Origin of the sequence: Vallitalea maricola (assembly GCF_036985595.1) — a bacterium.
GTDB classification, from domain to species: domain Bacteria; phylum Bacillota; class Clostridia; order Lachnospirales; family Vallitaleaceae; genus Vallitalea; species Vallitalea maricola.
Genome location: NZ_BTPU01000005.1, coordinates 99,531 through 115,069, shown reverse-complemented (window position 1 = coordinate 115,069; position 15,539 = coordinate 99,531). Strand labels below are relative to the sequence as shown.

Sequence of the window (15,539 nt, the reverse complement as noted above, 5' to 3'; positions counted from 1 at the left end):
TTATTGGCTACAAATTGAATACTCTTTTTGCATTAGCGTAGAAAACATCTTTATAATATTTTTTGGGTATGAGTTTTTTAACAAATCCAATATATGCGTTAGTATCTACCAAAGGCCAATCGGAACCATATAGTATCTTTTTGTAGTTATTAGCATAAACTAATGCTCTTTTAATGTGGTTCATGAAAAGTTTTTGTTTCATCATATAATTAACTTGTTTTTTGTCCCCAACAATCAAACCTGAAATATCTGTATATACATTGCTGTTCTTATATATTACTTCTGCGCAATCCATTACCCATGGGTCGCCTAGATGAGCTATGACAAAATTGATATCTCTATAGACACCAGCTATCTCATCTACTTCTAAAGGCTTGGAATATTTTAGCAGCCCTCTTTCTGAATAAGTATCACCTGAATGTATTACAACCGGCAAACTATATTTAACAGCTAATTCATAAATAGGTTTATATATGTCATCATATACATGATAATGATAATAGCCAGCGTAGAGTTTAATACCAACTACAGTATTATTATTGATATGGTATTCAATCTTCCCTAGTTGTTCATCTTTGGTTATACCTGTTAGCAATACTGGATTAATTCCTATACATTCATACATATTATGAGGTCTTTCATTCTCTAAGTCTAATAGCATTGGATTGTGGCATGAAGTATCAGGGAAGCTGCCTTCCCTGTTTTCTTCAACGCCCATACCAATACTAGCTGCTATGCCATTTTTATTAAATTCATCATAATATCCCTCATAAGAACAATCAACCAGGGAAATATTATTTGCAGTATGAATGAAAGATTCTATTTTTGAAAAATGTACATGAGCATCTATTATCTCCATAAAATTCTCCTTGTAAAGATTTCTTATTTTTAATTATAATATATCAAATCTTATTTTAAATAAATCCTCTAGCATAACTTCGTTCAAATTGTCTTTGCTGAAAACTATAAATGAAGGATTCTGCATAATAGATGTACCAGTATCACAGCTTATATAATTCGTATGTCCCTCTATTGATATACCATTAGTATTACAGAATTCAATTGGCTCATTATCATTTATTAAATAAATCATTCTGAACTCAGTATTATTAGAACCATGAACAGAAATATGATTAGAATATAGGTCAAATTCCGTTTTACCGCATTTATAAATAGTTTTTTCGCCTCTGTCACTCTGTACTACCCAGTTGTCTTCTAGATTGTCTCCTTGTTTAATGAACATCATATGTCCAAAAGGATGATCTTCTATATACTTAGGACTGTGTTGTTTTATGATCGGAAAATCACATAAAACAGGTATACCTGGAAGCAATAAGAAATATTGGTCTATACTAATACCTCTGTATTCCTCATTCTCTACTATATCTAGGGTAGTTTTTATACCCGACCATACATTTCCAAAGTTATCCTCTAAGCTTACGAATTCGGCTTTTTTCTTTTCTTTCGCTAATGAAGCAAAACTAAGCTTATTTGAGATGTATGAATATCCTCCAGTCCAAAAATTCCACCAACTCTTTACAGTTGGTTCTGGAAAACTATTATCCAACCATTCATTGTCTTTATGTATCAATGAATAGATACCCTGAGAAAAATCAGGTGAAGCTTTTATTTTGATAATTCCATTATCAAATTCATAAACTTCTTTACCTTGAACCGTACTTATATTTGAAGCAACTTTTTGGGTACCTTTAAAAAATACTGCTCTTTCTCTTTCAATATCTTTTACATCTAAACTGACATTCATCTTTATGATATCCATATCAGATTTATTTTCGTAAGAACATTTTAGCCTGGATTTATTATCAATAAAATCAAGTGGTTCATTTACAGGTTGGAACAAATTATTTTTGGATGTTATCTTAGCTGAACCAACTGCAGGTATTTTCTTAATCTCTTTAAACTCAACTTCCATATGATTTTCTATAAAAGGATTATTATTATTTATTCTGCATTCAAAGCTTTGATTGATACTTCCATAACTAATATCCTGTGTATTTCCCATATATTTTCTAAAATCCTGCCATGTTTCAAATGTATCAATTGTATATGTTACTGGCTCAGTAATAAAGCTTTTTCCAGGTAACAGATTATTGATTTCTGTATCAACTATTACAAATACCTCATCAAAATTCATTTTAGCACTGTTATGCCAACCGATACCTGTTCTAATGTTACTATATTCACTAAAAATCCAGTTTTCACTTACTTTATTAAAGTCCCATTGTTTTGTCAATATTCCATCCAAATTAGGAGTTCTAACTACTTTACCATCCATTGGTAATAAGACATCCTTTAATAGATAGAAAGCTCTTTGACAATAAATTAATTCTTTATAGGTATAATCCTCTGAAACATTTTTAATTTCACAGTATGTCTTGGCTATACCATTTTGAAATAATTCCACATAATAATCAAGAACTATATTCTTGAAATCTTCTAATTGGTAAGTAGCCTTTATTATCTCTGATTCTCCTTTGGAAATAAAAGATACTGAATCAGCTTTTTTGTTGAATAGTTCTATGGTATAAGGTTTACCAATCTGTGGTGCTCTAAGGAATATACCATCATCACCATATTTGCCTATACTAGTAAAACGAGTCGCATTATCTTTTTTCATTAGGGATATAGAATATTTACCATTATATATGGAGTAACATGTATCATCTTCACCATGATATCTTCCTGTACATCCTCTGAAAGAACCTCTAAGTTTAACATTATGTTTAATGGTTTTACCTGAAGCGTTGATTTTTGTCTCCAGCTCTTTACTATAGAAACCATAATCTGATAGAATACACGCTATAGGCAGTGATTTCTTTTCTTTTGCTTTCAATGAACAGACTTGAGATTTTTCTTTGAATGAAATCCATTCATCATCAATTAAAGAAAACTCAACATGGGCTTCTTCGTCAAAGTTGTTTTCTATATTAATAAAACAAACTATCTCTTCCTCCAAGTTCTTTAATCCATTTTGATTAGCTATCTCCATCTTAACAGGGAAGTTAGGATAAACTCCTACTTTGAATGTAGCATCCAATCCATTAATTGATATTATTGATGTCACACATGGGTGTGTTCTATATTTATCTTGTTCTTCCTTTATTGTATCTAATGTAAATTCACCATCAATTATTTTGCTATCCTTAATGTTACCTTTGTATTCAAGGTGATTTATTATATTTTTATCTTTTATTCCTTTAATCTCTATATCGAGATCTTTCCCACTCTTGTTAATACACTCATACTGTACCTTGTAATCATTACCGACAACTAGATCTTTTTTATTTACTCTTACTTTTATTTTATAGTCATCTGTTTCAATACAAGTCAAACCTCTACCATTTTTCTCGAATTCCATTTTAAGAGTGATGCCGTCTTTTTCCCACATGTATTCGTAATATTCAAAGTCACCTTCACTTCTGTATGCTGACAAAATAATTAAGCTATTTTGCCACAATAAATGAACCATTTTTTTATTAATAAAACAGCATTTAAAAATATGGTAAATGCTGTTTAAATTTTAATTAAATTTATATATTTTTAAGCAATCATGTGCATTTTATATTGACTATATATTATTTCCTTGCTTAACTTTGCATAAACTTGTGTTGTATCTGAACTTTCATGTCCCAACAACTCTTGAACTACTTCTATTTTAGCCCCATTACAAAGAAGTAATGTAGCAAATGTATGTCGTAATAAATGAGGGAACACCTTTATTTGTACTCTTTTACCAATATTACATATTTCTTTCTCAATGCTTCTTACTTTTAAAGTATTATAAGGTTTTCTATTGCTTATGAATAACCAATCTGTATTACCTTTTCTTATTTTCAAGTATTTTTCTAAGTAATATCTTGTTTTTGAAGTAAAATAACATTTTCTTTCTTTTCTTCCTTTTCCAATAATGCTAAATGTCATTCTTGACCAATCTATGTCAGATACAGATAATCCAACTAATTCGCTAACCCTACATCCCGTAGATAGTAAAAACTCTAATAAAGCACGTTCTCTATAAGTCAAACAACTATCTCTTAATTGCTCTATCTGCTCAAGTGTTAAAGCTTTTCTAAGGTTTTTATTCCTTTTAGGATATTTAATACCATTCATAACATTTTTGGTGATATATTCTTGTTGACTTAACCAACTGTAAAATGATTTGTAACAAGCAATATATGTTTCATATGTACTTAAACTAATCTTTTTACCTTCTAATATCTTAGCTAAAAATACTTTAATATCAATTTGGGTTATTGTATCTATACACCTATTATAATGAGCTGCCGCAAATAAATCCAATAAATATTTATAATTCTTTAATGTGGAATCACTCAATCCTTCAAGCTTTTTTGATACTAAGTATAGATATATCTTATCAGGAATATCTGTCTTTGTAAGTTGATATTTTTTTGTATAAATGTCATAATCATTTAATATGTTTTCAACTACACTTCTTACAGTTATACAATCAATAAGAGGTTCTTTGTCTATAAGATTATCTACTATCTTAATAACAACTTCATTATTTAGTTTTTGGGTTTTCATTCAACGTTTTCCTCCTTTAGGACATTGCCCTAAAGGAATTAATATGTTATACTAAAAATGTCCTTAGGGACTGATTGTTGAGGAAGCTTATACTCTTGTCAGGGAGAAGCTTCCTCTCCTTATGTCCGATATTTTATTATACTAATATTATACCAAACATACGTTCCTTTTTCAACAAAAACCCTTGTTTTTCCTTACTTTAAGCCTGTTTTTTTCTATTATTGTTTTTATGTAATATAGCCATAAATTCTCCTACTTTGAGATTATTCCCTAACTTCTTTTCCCAATATTCATAACTTATATTTGCACCATCTGTTATCAAGCCATCTAACCCATCCTTATACCATTTAGGAATGTCTTTAGAAGTATTAATTACAGTATCATTCGTATTAAAACAATTAGAATAAAACTTTCCATATCTTTTTTTATATCGTTCCTGTAAAGTATATGGAATTTGGCTTCTATCTATTATGATCTTACCTACATATACACCTTGAATATATTTTCCATTTTTCCATTTTCCTAGAATCTTTAATATTTGTTTGAAATCTTCTTCTAAAACTGTTTGACAACCTGTACTCCAAGCCCAAGTTTCACTATCATTCATTGAACGGTGATGTAAATTAATACCACTAGAAATACTTTCATATTCTATATACTGTTTACTATTCCGTATTACAGGAACTATTTCAGCTCCTTTTCCAAGTTCAAAAGCTTCTTCTCTTTTGCTACCATGTAACTTGGTGTATAAAGGATATACACCTGTACATAAAGTAGGCGTTTGAGAGCCATGATTAAATCTAGCTTTTACGTCCATTGGTATATCTGGCAATGTGCTGACATTTTTAGTTGAGTAAATCAAAATTCCATTTTTAAATATGCCTAATTCTGCTCCCATTCTACCAAGCTTATGTAATTCTTTTCCATAACTATTAGGTTTACCTTTATAATCACCTAAACCTTCTGCTAAAAGAATATTATATTCTTCTTGTGCTAATTCAGGATATTTCTTTATCCAACTATCTAATATTTTTTCAAGCATTTGTCTCATTCCTTCTTAAAATTATTGATTGATGCACTAGTATCCAATAGTATCCTATGACGCACTAATTATTGCTTCAACTGCTGTCTTATATTCTTCTTTTAGAATATCGTTAGTTGTAAGTGGTAATCCTGTTTTAGGATAAATCCATCCCTCATTGATTCTTCTGACTAATATATCAACTATGATTTGATTAATCATTAAATTACCCCCTCTGCTTCAAGTAATCGTGTCTCTAATTCCTCATACGATGGTTTCGTTATAATATCCTCTGTAATAATTTTGTGTGGTGTGGTTGATACATCTACACTTTTTACTATTTTATTATCCTGTTCTCCGTATTCTGTTAGGATGTAAGGTATACCATTAGGAATATCATGAGGTGAAGCTACTCCTTCAGCATCTGCTATATAGCACCATATTTTTCCGTCGTTGTCGTAAATAATCAAACTTCCTCTGTTCATTTTTTCACCTCTATTCTATTAAAGTAATTATTCCTGCATCTGCGTAACTCTTATTTCTTGCATACCATATTTTTGATGCATTAACTCCATCACTGTTAAACATAGTATTATCATTATTGTAGTAACTTATTGTACCAATAGCAGAGGTAGAAGGGTCAAAAGCCGATGATAAACCGATTATACCAGCTCCCTCATCCACGCCACCTGCAATAGAAACCGAACCATTAGATTGCCTAACTATCGCCATTGATGGTTTAAATCCTATACCTGTAATAGGCACATTAAAATACCTTAATTCTACATTAGTTGACCCACCAAAAGAATTTTGCGACATCACGCTACTTGGAAAAGCTAGAGTTGCCACTTTTCGCCCTTGAATCAGCGTTCCAACAATCCCAGTATCATCATCATTGCTGAATATCTTCCCTGCTAGTACGTGTTCAGCAAGAGCATCACCCTCCGCACTAGCCTGCAAGAAAAAATGTGTTCCATTATACCATACTGTATATGGCTTACCGCTTTTAAGATTAGGTGCTGTAGTAGTATTTGGTTTATATAGATTCTTAGCCCCTAGACTATTAATATCTATGGTAGTAGCACTACCACTATTATCAGCACTAGATATAAAAGTAAGTTTCATATTATCTGTATAAGCTGTCACACTAGGCATACTTAATGTTATAGTTGTACCTGTTCCACTAGCCACAATTACGTTCGCAATATCAGCCAATCCCGCACTAACTTCCTCAATATTACCTTTAAATGCATTATTATCATAAGCTGTCATATTCCTACTAATAATAGTTCCTGCTCCCCAAGCTCTTGCAGTTCCTTCAAATCCTCTGGTAACACCAGTTAAGTTATTACCATCTTTGCCAGTGTACTTGATTGTCTCTGCCTGTTCGTCATTTCCTATAGTAGCTATATTAGGGGCATTAGGTAGTTTTGAAGCATCTGCAAGGGTTATAGTGGTAACTGTATCAGTTATATCTTGTGTAATAGTGGTTACAGGACTATTAGGTATTGCTTCGTACATATCTTGCATTTAACTCACCTCACTTAATAATATTTCTCTGTATAATTAATGTTCAGTTCAATATCTCTACTTGTTTCAGCATCTTCGTAGATTACTGTAGTATTTCCATCAATACCGATAAAATCGCCCTTGAAATTATCAAAAGCATTTATACCATTAATCTTTACAGAAAAGTTATTAGTATCTATTTCTAGGGTATCACCAGTATTTAATACACCTAGATATTCCATAATCTTAAAAAGCCTTATCTTTAGCTCTGCAAATCCTTTACTATCCATCTGCCCTGATAACTTTCTCATTCGTATTAACTTAGCATCAATATTACCTTTTCCGTTAGTGCTTCCTGATACTTCAATCTGAAAAATCAATCTTGCTTTTGTTGTTCCTGCTCCTGCTCCAAACAAAGAAATAGCGAATAATCCAGTTAATCTAGTTGTAATCGTTCCATAACCAGTAGCAGTAAGGCTAATAAGTAAAGCCCTGATATACTGTGTATTAAAAGGTGATAAATTATATTTTATTCGGTTAAACTTTGCGTTACTCATAAGATCATCCTATTCCAATGATACTGTTAACTCATTAGCCTGTATTTTTAATTGGTCGTCTGTCTCAACTGTCTTAGCTGTATTCACTTCACCGTGGAAAAGGTAATTACCACCTGTAGATGCATCAAATAATCCAAAATGACTTATCGTTCCCCAATTCTCTGTAGCAGGGTTAAAACTTAATTCTGCAGTATTTTTAATAACTGCTTTATCTGACTCCTGTACTGGCTCACTGAATGTAACAAGCTGTCTTGAATATGCTGAATCACTTGGTTCAGTCCCTGGTGTTAAATCTGTGCCTGGTGTTGTGAAAAGACCTACATATACTTCATTAACTCCCATAAACACAAACCCTCTAATAGTGTTTAGCCACTTTGTTTCAAGGTAATTTGACATACCCATTATGTATCACTTCCTTTAGTTTTATTTAAAATCACTAAATAATTAGTTACTTCTCAATCTTAATCTTGAATCCATTAATACTGTTACTACCTATATTCTTAACCTTAATTACCTGTTCAGTTTCTGCAGTACCATTATAAGTAATATCTATCGTATGGCTATTATCATTAAATACATTATTAATATTTACCTGTGAACCATAAGCAAATGTATCACATTCAAAAACTACTTGAAAACTTGCTAACTGATAATCCTGTTCAAATGATATAGCGTTGTATATTCTTCCTGTATAATATTTATCTGGTTCATCATCAAATTGTAATTTACCATATCCTGATAACCATTTAGCAATTTCTCTTTTTCTTAGCTGCAGCTCTTGCAAAGATGAAAACTCAAAACCTAATTCAATGGTAATGAATCTGTTATTATAATTGTTATCAAAATTGGCTGTACCTGCTTTACCTGATACTTTTATACTTGTTTTATCCCTAACAGGTAGAAGCTGTCTATCTACAGAACGCATAATTAAATTGTAAGTATCTGAATGTATATTATTAAAAATAAGACCATACATATGTTATCACCTTTTACCTTCTACAAGTCACTGTTAAAGCAGTGTTAAAAGCTATTTTAACAACTTTTAAACCCTTTAAAATATATCTATTCTATCATTAAGTTATAATGCTTTAATCTTCCAGCGTTACCTCTTCATCAGGAATCATACTAATTAACTCATCAATCTCTTTTTCCTGATTAGTTAAAGCATCATATCTTTTTTTAATCTGTCTCATGCTGTCTTTCAGTCTTTCCTTTTCTTCCTGTGCTTTATGTTTCATAATCATTAGATCATTTTTTGATAGTACATCTTCTGTAGTTTTCTTGATGATTACCTTATTTTCTTCTATTCTTTTATCCTGATTAATTATATTTGTTTTCATTTTTCTTGTCTCCTTTTTATAATTTTGTGGTACACTATATATATAAATAAATAATTGAAAGGGTTGATTACTAATGAAAATTTTTAAAGGGTTCATTGCAGGTTTTGTATGTGCTGCTTTGATGCTCGGTTTATTTGGTGGCTCTGTTACAGCTTCTATCAAACAATTTGTCATGAAACAAGCTGAATATCCTATTATTATCAATGGTGAAGAATATAAAAGCGATAAACTCCCAGTTCTTACATGGGAAGGTAATACTTACGTTCCTCTTAGAGCTTTTGCTGATATTACTGGTACTAAGCTTGAATGGAACAATGAGTTAAAAAGGGTTGAGTTATTCAAGTCTTTAGCAGTAACTTCTGTCGAAGCTGAAACTATAGTTGATGAAGATAAACATTACATTGAAGCTCCTTATGAAGATGGTAAATTCTATGTAGAAAACGGTTTGAACTTTGTTGAGTTTGATGGTAAAAAGTATATTAAATCCAGTGATATAAGTGATGCCTTTGATTTAGCTTACGCTAAAAGTCAAGGTACAAAATACGATTATAGAATAAGTGGTAGTGTTTTACCTTGTAAAGTTTATGATAGAGGTAATAACAATACAATTTTAGTTGATAACATTGATTCTATTTGCTTTGTAAAAAAAGAAAACTCTAAAACGTCCTATACTGATGATTATATAGACTATGAAATATATCAAAATCAAATATTACCACTTATTGAGCAAGATTAATTTCTTGCTTTTTTTATTCAATCTGTACCAATTTGAACCATGTACTGCCATCAAGCGAATATTGTAAATACCCTTCATAATGTTTCAACATAATACCATCTTGTTTATAATCTTTAACCACCTTATTCATAGTAGCAACTTCTCTATTATTTAGATTCATCATACCTTCACCTGTATAAATATTGAAATCATCATTGTTAGTACGCAAAGTTATGTTATCGTTTATTACAGAACCAAATTCTAAATTATGGTCATTAGCAAATATAGTCAAATAGTTATTATTGTTTCTTATATAGGCTTGATTACTTGCTGTTGATATATCTATTTGGTTAAATACATTGGTATTGTCAAAGTTGATTTCACTACCTATATACATATCTTTTCCCTGTATCCTGAATACTGGTTCGTCGAAATACTTTATTGAGAATACACTACTATCAGAAGGATTTATCTCAACTTTTGTATTACTGGTGCTGTTATTAGCTGTTAAGACACTTCCTGTTATGGTACTTCCGTATATATCTATAGCATTGAGTGTCCCTGTATTGATGTTATCTGCATCAAGATTGATTACATTGACTAGTCCTGCATTTAATGTTCCTGTTATGATTTCATCTGCTACGAAGCCTTTACCTGTTCCAAATGTTCGCCAGTTCCATTTTCCACCGACTTTATCACTTGCTATTGCAAAGATACCAGGTCCTATATACATTGCTCCATAGTCCGTACTTGATGTATTAGTGTTTTCTAGTAAGTACCCTTTATCTTCTAATACCTCTGCTGTGTTATATGCTCCTGACGCTAATAGGTTATTTTTAAGGGTATTGATTGCTCCATCCAAGTAATTGGTATCAAGGTCTTTTGTTTGCTGATTAAACACCTTTTCAACGATATTACTAGTCTTATTATATTTGACATAAAAATCGGTCATAGTGACTGGTTTATCATTTACTGTTACTACACTTCTAGGTGATTCGCTCGGTATCATGTATTCTTTATATTTCAATATCCTAGATTTTGTTTTTATATTCAATTCTTTGTCAACTACATGGACGGTGTCCCCTAATGAAAACTTTTCTGTATTTGATGGGTCTAGTTTTGTTAAATCAACTACATTAACCCTATAAATAATTCTTGGTTTTTCATATTCTTTCAGGTATTCATTCCCTTTTTCTAATAGTAAGTTAGGGTTTGTTATATTGTTATATGTGATTTCATTGTTTCTTATAAATGGATATTCATTTATATATTGACTATCCAAATACTTTTTACCACCGTTTACACTTTCTATTGTAAGCCCGTCTTTACCATATACATATAATCTGGTGATAACATCAATACTTTGGATGGATTTTTTAATACTTGATATGTTTTTCTTGTATCTAAGCAAAATACCTTTATCTTCTCCAAATGTCTTTACTATGGATATTTTAAAGTTATCCAGTATCAACTCACCACCAAATGTATTTATGCATTTCTTTATATTACGAAGAATCCCCCCACGCTCTAACATCATATCGTTTCTTTGTGTTATATCTGTAGTAACTAAGCTGTATGGAGTATTTTCAAGTAGTTCATTTACAACTTCACTAAGGGTTACATTAGGTTTGTAATTATCAAGTACACCGTCTTTTTCTCGGTAGAAGTCATTCAATCTAAAGAATATATGATATCCTGATACATGAACACTCTTACTTCCTTTTGTTTCCCTCTTATAATCAATATTGTTGATAGTGAAAAGTTGACCGTCAACCTCTATGAAATTGGTGTATTTTACATACATTAGTTTTGGATCATCTATAAGCATATCAAATTCATAGGAATAATCTCCGTTGATCTCTTTGTTAACGAAGAAATTGAATACATTCTGTAATACTGCTACTCTCTTGAAATTACTACTGCCTAATGGCTCTTTTACAATGGGTAATTGACTAATCTTCATATTGTCACCTATCTATCACTTTTTCAATTTCTGTTGCTTGTGTATCGCTAAATTCTTCTATGTCTGCATCTGTTTCAAAGATGTTAGTACCATTATTATTAATGGTTACTTTTACATTCTTAGTATTATTGGTACTGTTATTTGTTGTACTAGCTGTTTTTTCTGTTGGTATCTCTGGTATAGTGAGATTACCACCTAGAGTTGTTTCATATCCTTTGGTTATCTCCAACTGTTTTTTTAGTCCTTCTTGAAAGCTTTTTGCTAGTTCTATACCTGTTTGGTAGTATTCTCCTGCTTTATCTTTTAGAAGCTTTATTATGTCATCTGCACTTTTTGTATATATGGCTTCATTATTCTTAGCATATTCACTTACTGCTTTTAACATCTGCTCATTTTGTTCTTTTATTACATAGCTTCGTTCATTTATTAGTTCCTTCTGGGTATTGTATTGGTTTTTTAGTTCTGCTTCTACAGTGTTATAGTGTTTCATCACCTGATTAGTTAGTGTTTCATAATGGCTTTTAAGCTTTTCTTCTTGCTTTTTCAAGGTTTCTATTTTGGTTTCATATGCTTTCTTGGTGTCATTTTCTTCTTGTTCTGCTAGGTCTTTGATGTTCTCCTGCTGTTGTTTAAGGCTGTCTATCTGCTCCTGATTCTCTATATCCCTTATTTGTTTAGCTAATTCTTTAGCTTTTTTCTGTCCCTCTGCAGTTGATGACTGTTTGTATAGTTCATATAGTTGTTTGGCTTCTTGTAATTCTTGTTGTCGGTCTTGTTGTTTAGCTGAATTTTGTATTTTGTCTATTTCTTCTTGGATAGCATCTAACTTTTTGTTTTTTTCTTCCTGAATGTCTTCAAGCTTTTGCTTATGAAGTTTCTCCTGCTCTTTGATTTCGTCCTGAACAATTTCTATTCTTTTCTTCTTTTCATCTTCCAGTAATTCAAGTTGATACTTTCTTGATGATTTAAGATTATCCTGTAAGTTCTTATAGGCTTTTTCTAATGCTTCGTCTTGGTCTTTTATTGCTTCTAACTGGTCTTTGTTTTGTTCTTGCAACAATCTGTTTGCTTCACTTATGTTGTCTATCTGTTTTGTATTATCAGCAGATATATCTATGTTGGTTTTCAGGTTGATGTCTTTTGTATCAAAGTTGATATCATCAATATTCAGTAGTTCTTTTTTATATGATTCCTTTTTGGTTTTGAGCTGATTCAATATTTTATCTAATTCATTGATACTGCTCTCTCTCTTTTTCTTTTCTTTATCAAGCATCAGATTACTTTGTCTCATTACCTGGGCTGTGATTGGATCATCATATTTTTGGTTATATGGTGTTCTTAACTTGTTTATAGTTTTAAGATAACCGTTTTCAACTTCAATACGTTTGATGACTTCGTTTGTCTTGATGTTGGTAAATGATATCTCATCTTTTATTTTTTCTTTTATAGCCTGTTTATTGATGTTTACATTGTTTTCTATTGCTTCTACTTCACTGTTGATGGCTGTTATGTTCAACCCTATTACTTCATTCTGGCTGTTCCTTGCAACTATTTCTTCACCTAATAGATTCCTAAGTGAATTACTGACTTTTATCAGGTTTTCTTTCTGTGAAGTGGATAGCTGTTGTTTGGATGTCAATTCCTTGTACTGTGATACAAGTTTTTTTAGTTCGTTGGTATTTTGTAATTGTTGGTTGTATAGCTGACGGTCTGTTGCTATTTCATCATTGGTTATTGTATTTCTAAGGTTCTGTAATTCAATCTGTCTTTCTTTTTCCTTATTGGCTTCTTTTAGTGCTGTTTCATAGGCTTCTACCCTCGAAGATGCATTTTCATAACTAACGCCTATCTTATCAAATTCTTTGTCTAGTTCTCTCATTTGTTCAGTTACTTTTGATAATGCATCTGAATCAAGTAGAAATTCATTAAACTCACCGTCTACACCTTGTGCTTTCGCTATTATCTCGTCATGCACTTTTTGTAGTTCATTATACTGCTTTACCAGTTTCTTTAATTCTTCTTTTTCTTTTTGGATTTCCTCTATCTGGCTGATAGCTATTCCTTTTTCTCTTATTTCATTGGTTTTCTGTAATTCCTGATTAAGCTTTTCTTGTTCATCTTTTGATTTAGCTGCTTCTACTGCTATAGCAGCTATTACTGCAGCTATTCCAGATATAGCCAAGACTACTGGATTAGCCATTAAAAATGTAAATGCAGCGTTTAGTTTGTTTATCGCTAATATCGCAGGTCCTACACCTGCAGCTAATAATCCTATTTGTACAATTACAGACTGTGTTTCATCTCCAAAGTCATTGAACGTATTAACTATTGGTGTAGCTATGTCTAATAATTTTTTCATTAGAGGGATAAGAGCATCACCGATGTTGGTTTCAAATTCTTTTACCTTTTCGTTGAAGATTCTTAGCTTATTGGTTGGACTGTCAAGGGTTCTTGCTAAATCTCCTTGATCATCTTTTGTTTGTTCCATGATGGCTGCATACCTAGCTAATACTTTTTGTTGCTGTGTCAGTTCCTTACCTGTTTCAGCAATACCATTTTTATATGCTACTTGTTTGACTGTAGCTTCATCAATCAGGATACCTAATCTTTTTAATGGTTCTGTTTCTCCTGATATACCTGCTTGTAATTTTTGGAATGCTTCCTCTGGCTTTAGATTCCTGAAGCTTGCCATATCATAACTAAGTTCTGATAATGAGGTTGACATCTTATAAGCCTGTTCTTCGCTAATCTTCATGGAGTTAAACATTGTTTGAAAGGTTGCGACATTCTTTCTTACTTCTACAGCGTTTAATCCTAAATCATTTCGTAACTTCTCTGAAAAGTTTCTTGCAGCATCAGCCATATTTTTCATACTTACTTCAAATAGGTTTTCGCTTTCAGTTACATCCATTGACATATCAAGGCTTGTTTTTCCAAGTAATGCTAATGGAGCTGTTACATATAAAGATAGGTTTTTACCTACTTTATCAAATTCCTTTAGTTTTTCTAATGCTCTTGTACTGGATTTTTCAAGTTCTTTATTAACATTATCCAAGCCACTTTTGAAATTAGTGTAATCAGTGCCTATCTGAACAACTAATTCATCAATAACTTCTTTTGTTGCCATCTATGCCACCTACTTATGATATAGCTTTCATCATATTTATTGATACCTCTGATATGTTATCCATGTTGAGAAGTTTTCCAACGTCTTTTTCGCTTAGTTCTAAATCCATACCGTGATTAATACCAATCATTAAAAAAAACCTTATGTCTTCATAGTTATTTACTTTCAACTTTTTCAGTGCTTCTTCCATTGAACCATATCGTTTTTGAATGTCTATTAATGCATTCAGATTATAGTCTAATTTGTAGTTTTTACCTTTTATTTGGATATCCATTATATAACCGCCTCCAATGGTACTGTTTTCTTGGTCTTGATTCCATTTCTATTTATGTCTATCATTCTAAATAATTCTTTTAATGTCATGCTTAGAAGGTCATTTCTGCAAAGTTTCAATTCAGCCAACCCAATGTAATAGTATTGTTCAAGAAGTTTTGATAGATCCGTTTTACTTTTTCCTTTACTTTTTGTTGTTTTATGAGTTTTATCATTGTCAGGCATATTACTGCTTATTGCATATATGATTTTACTTGTTATAAAAAAAACATCTTTAAGGTGTATTAAACATGGATTAAATTCTTGTTTTCCTCTTAGTGTTCCACCTTCTAATGCTACTTTTACAGCTACTAGGTTACCTACCTTAATATCTTCTAAGAATGTTTGAAAACTTTCGTATTTGTTATCTATGTAAAATAAAGCCTGCATATCATATGTTAGTATATATGTAGTGTCAGCAAGCTTTAT

16 protein-coding genes are annotated in these 15,539 nt (G+C 31.4%); 1 reads left to right on the top strand and 15 read right to left on the bottom strand.

Annotated elements, in window-relative coordinates; all coding sequences use genetic code 11:
• Positions 1 to 7: 7 nt before the first annotated feature.
• The 11 genes from AACQ14_RS02185 to AACQ14_RS02135 form a co-directional block, all read right to left on the bottom strand.
• Complete coding sequence (locus tag AACQ14_RS02185) at positions 8 to 859, bottom strand: amidohydrolase family protein (RefSeq protein WP_339361924.1); 852 nt, start codon at positions 857 to 859, stop codon at positions 8 to 10.
• 33 nt (positions 860 to 892) lie between these two features.
• Entirely contained in the window at positions 893 to 3,454 is a 2,562-nt protein-coding gene (locus AACQ14_RS02180; RefSeq protein ID WP_339361923.1) for a hypothetical protein, read from the bottom strand.
• A gap of 107 nt (positions 3,455 to 3,561) precedes the next feature.
• Positions 3,562 to 4,566, bottom strand: a complete 1,005-nt coding sequence (xerA, locus tag AACQ14_RS02175) for a site-specific tyrosine recombinase/integron integrase (RefSeq protein WP_339361922.1) — start codon at positions 4,564 to 4,566, stop codon at positions 3,562 to 3,564.
• A 199-nt stretch (positions 4,567 to 4,765) separates the two neighbouring features.
• The gene (locus AACQ14_RS02170) at positions 4,766 to 5,617 is read right to left on the bottom strand and encodes a hypothetical protein (RefSeq protein ID WP_339361921.1); all 852 of its coding nucleotides are present in this window, start codon (positions 5,615 to 5,617) and stop codon (positions 4,766 to 4,768) included.
• 45 nt (positions 5,618 to 5,662) lie between these two features.
• Positions 5,663 to 5,809: a hypothetical protein gene (locus tag AACQ14_RS02165; protein WP_339361920.1), complete on the bottom strand. Its 147-nt coding sequence runs from the start codon at positions 5,807 to 5,809 to the stop codon at positions 5,663 to 5,665.
• Positions 5,809 to 6,072 (bottom strand): hypothetical protein, encoded by a 264-nt coding sequence (locus AACQ14_RS02160; RefSeq protein ID WP_339361919.1) that lies wholly within the window; start codon positions 6,070 to 6,072, stop codon positions 5,809 to 5,811. Before AACQ14_RS02160 ends, AACQ14_RS02165 begins: the two co-directional genes overlap by 1 nt.
• Before the next feature lie 10 nt (positions 6,073 to 6,082).
• Positions 6,083 to 7,117 (bottom strand): hypothetical protein, encoded by a 1,035-nt coding sequence (locus AACQ14_RS02155; protein WP_339361918.1) that lies wholly within the window; start codon positions 7,115 to 7,117, stop codon positions 6,083 to 6,085.
• 14 nt (positions 7,118 to 7,131) lie between these two features.
• On the bottom strand, positions 7,132 to 7,653 hold the full coding sequence (locus AACQ14_RS02150; RefSeq protein WP_339361917.1) for a hypothetical protein: 522 nt from the start codon (positions 7,651 to 7,653) through the stop codon (positions 7,132 to 7,134).
• A gap of 9 nt (positions 7,654 to 7,662) precedes the next feature.
• Positions 7,663 to 8,055, bottom strand: coding sequence for a phage tail fiber protein (locus tag AACQ14_RS02145; RefSeq protein WP_339361916.1), 393 nt, complete (start codon positions 8,053 to 8,055; stop codon positions 7,663 to 7,665).
• 46 nt (positions 8,056 to 8,101) lie between these two features.
• Positions 8,102 to 8,629: a distal tail protein Dit gene (locus AACQ14_RS02140; protein ID WP_113671190.1), complete on the bottom strand. Its 528-nt coding sequence runs from the start codon at positions 8,627 to 8,629 to the stop codon at positions 8,102 to 8,104.
• A 112-nt stretch (positions 8,630 to 8,741) separates the two neighbouring features.
• The gene (locus AACQ14_RS02135) at positions 8,742 to 8,993 is read right to left on the bottom strand and encodes a hypothetical protein (protein ID WP_113671191.1); all 252 of its coding nucleotides are present in this window, start codon (positions 8,991 to 8,993) and stop codon (positions 8,742 to 8,744) included.
• A 73-nt stretch (positions 8,994 to 9,066) separates the two neighbouring features.
• On the opposite strand from AACQ14_RS02135, the gene AACQ14_RS02130 reads away from it, so the two are divergent.
• The gene (locus AACQ14_RS02130) at positions 9,067 to 9,729 is read left to right on the top strand and encodes a stalk domain-containing protein (RefSeq protein ID WP_339361914.1); all 663 of its coding nucleotides are present in this window, start codon (positions 9,067 to 9,069) and stop codon (positions 9,727 to 9,729) included.
• A 13-nt stretch (positions 9,730 to 9,742) separates the two neighbouring features.
• Here AACQ14_RS02130 and AACQ14_RS02125 read toward each other — a convergent pair whose 3' ends face one another.
• From AACQ14_RS02125 to AACQ14_RS02110, 4 genes are read right to left on the bottom strand one after another with little or no spacing between them, the layout of a single operon-like run.
• Positions 9,743 to 11,671, bottom strand: coding sequence for a phage tail spike protein (locus AACQ14_RS02125; RefSeq protein WP_339361913.1), 1,929 nt, complete (start codon positions 11,669 to 11,671; stop codon positions 9,743 to 9,745).
• A 4-nt stretch (positions 11,672 to 11,675) separates the two neighbouring features.
• Complete coding sequence (locus AACQ14_RS02120) at positions 11,676 to 14,798, bottom strand: phage tail tape measure protein (RefSeq protein WP_339361912.1); 3,123 nt, start codon at positions 14,796 to 14,798, stop codon at positions 11,676 to 11,678.
• A gap of 13 nt (positions 14,799 to 14,811) precedes the next feature.
• A complete protein-coding gene (locus tag AACQ14_RS02115) occupies positions 14,812 to 15,072 on the bottom strand; it encodes a hypothetical protein (RefSeq protein WP_113671195.1) in 261 nt (86 codons plus the stop codon).
• Complete coding sequence (locus AACQ14_RS02110) at positions 15,072 to 15,500, bottom strand: hypothetical protein (RefSeq protein WP_339361911.1); 429 nt, start codon at positions 15,498 to 15,500, stop codon at positions 15,072 to 15,074. Before AACQ14_RS02110 ends, AACQ14_RS02115 begins: the two co-directional genes overlap by 1 nt.
• Positions 15,501 to 15,539 lie beyond the last annotated feature (39 nt).

Coding starts and splice junctions, on each gene's coding strand:
- AACQ14_RS02185 (WP_339361924.1), bottom strand. CDS start 859: ATGGAGATAATAGATGCTCATGTACATTTTTCAAAAATAGAATCTTTC.
- xerA (WP_339361922.1), bottom strand. CDS start 4,566: ATGAAAACCCAAAAACTAAATAATGAAGTTGTTATTAAGATAGTAGAT.
- AACQ14_RS02170 (WP_339361921.1), bottom strand. CDS start 5,617: ATGAGACAAATGCTTGAAAAAATATTAGATAGTTGGATAAAGAAATAT.
- AACQ14_RS02165 (WP_339361920.1), bottom strand. CDS start 5,809: ATGATTAATCAAATCATAGTTGATATATTAGTCAGAAGAATCAATGAG.
- AACQ14_RS02160 (WP_339361919.1), bottom strand. CDS start 6,072: ATGAACAGAGGAAGTTTGATTATTTACGACAACGACGGAAAAATATGG.
- AACQ14_RS02155 (WP_339361918.1), bottom strand. CDS start 7,117: ATGCAAGATATGTACGAAGCAATACCTAATAGTCCTGTAACCACTATT.
- AACQ14_RS02150 (WP_339361917.1), bottom strand. CDS start 7,653: ATGAGTAACGCAAAGTTTAACCGAATAAAATATAATTTATCACCTTTT.
- AACQ14_RS02145 (WP_339361916.1), bottom strand. CDS start 8,055: ATGGGTATGTCAAATTACCTTGAAACAAAGTGGCTAAACACTATTAGA.
- AACQ14_RS02140 (WP_113671190.1), bottom strand. CDS start 8,629: ATGTATGGTCTTATTTTTAATAATATACATTCAGATACTTACAATTTA.
- AACQ14_RS02135 (WP_113671191.1), bottom strand. CDS start 8,993: ATGAAAACAAATATAATTAATCAGGATAAAAGAATAGAAGAAAATAAG.
- AACQ14_RS02130 (WP_339361914.1), top strand. CDS start 9,067: ATGAAAATTTTTAAAGGGTTCATTGCAGGTTTTGTATGTGCTGCTTTG.
- AACQ14_RS02125 (WP_339361913.1), bottom strand. CDS start 11,671: ATGAAGATTAGTCAATTACCCATTGTAAAAGAGCCATTAGGCAGTAGT.
- AACQ14_RS02120 (WP_339361912.1), bottom strand. CDS start 14,798: ATGGCAACAAAAGAAGTTATTGATGAATTAGTTGTTCAGATAGGCACT.
- AACQ14_RS02115 (WP_113671195.1), bottom strand. CDS start 15,072: ATGGATATCCAAATAAAAGGTAAAAACTACAAATTAGACTATAATCTG.
- AACQ14_RS02110 (WP_339361911.1), bottom strand. CDS start 15,500: ATGCAGGCTTTATTTTACATAGATAACAAATACGAAAGTTTTCAAACA.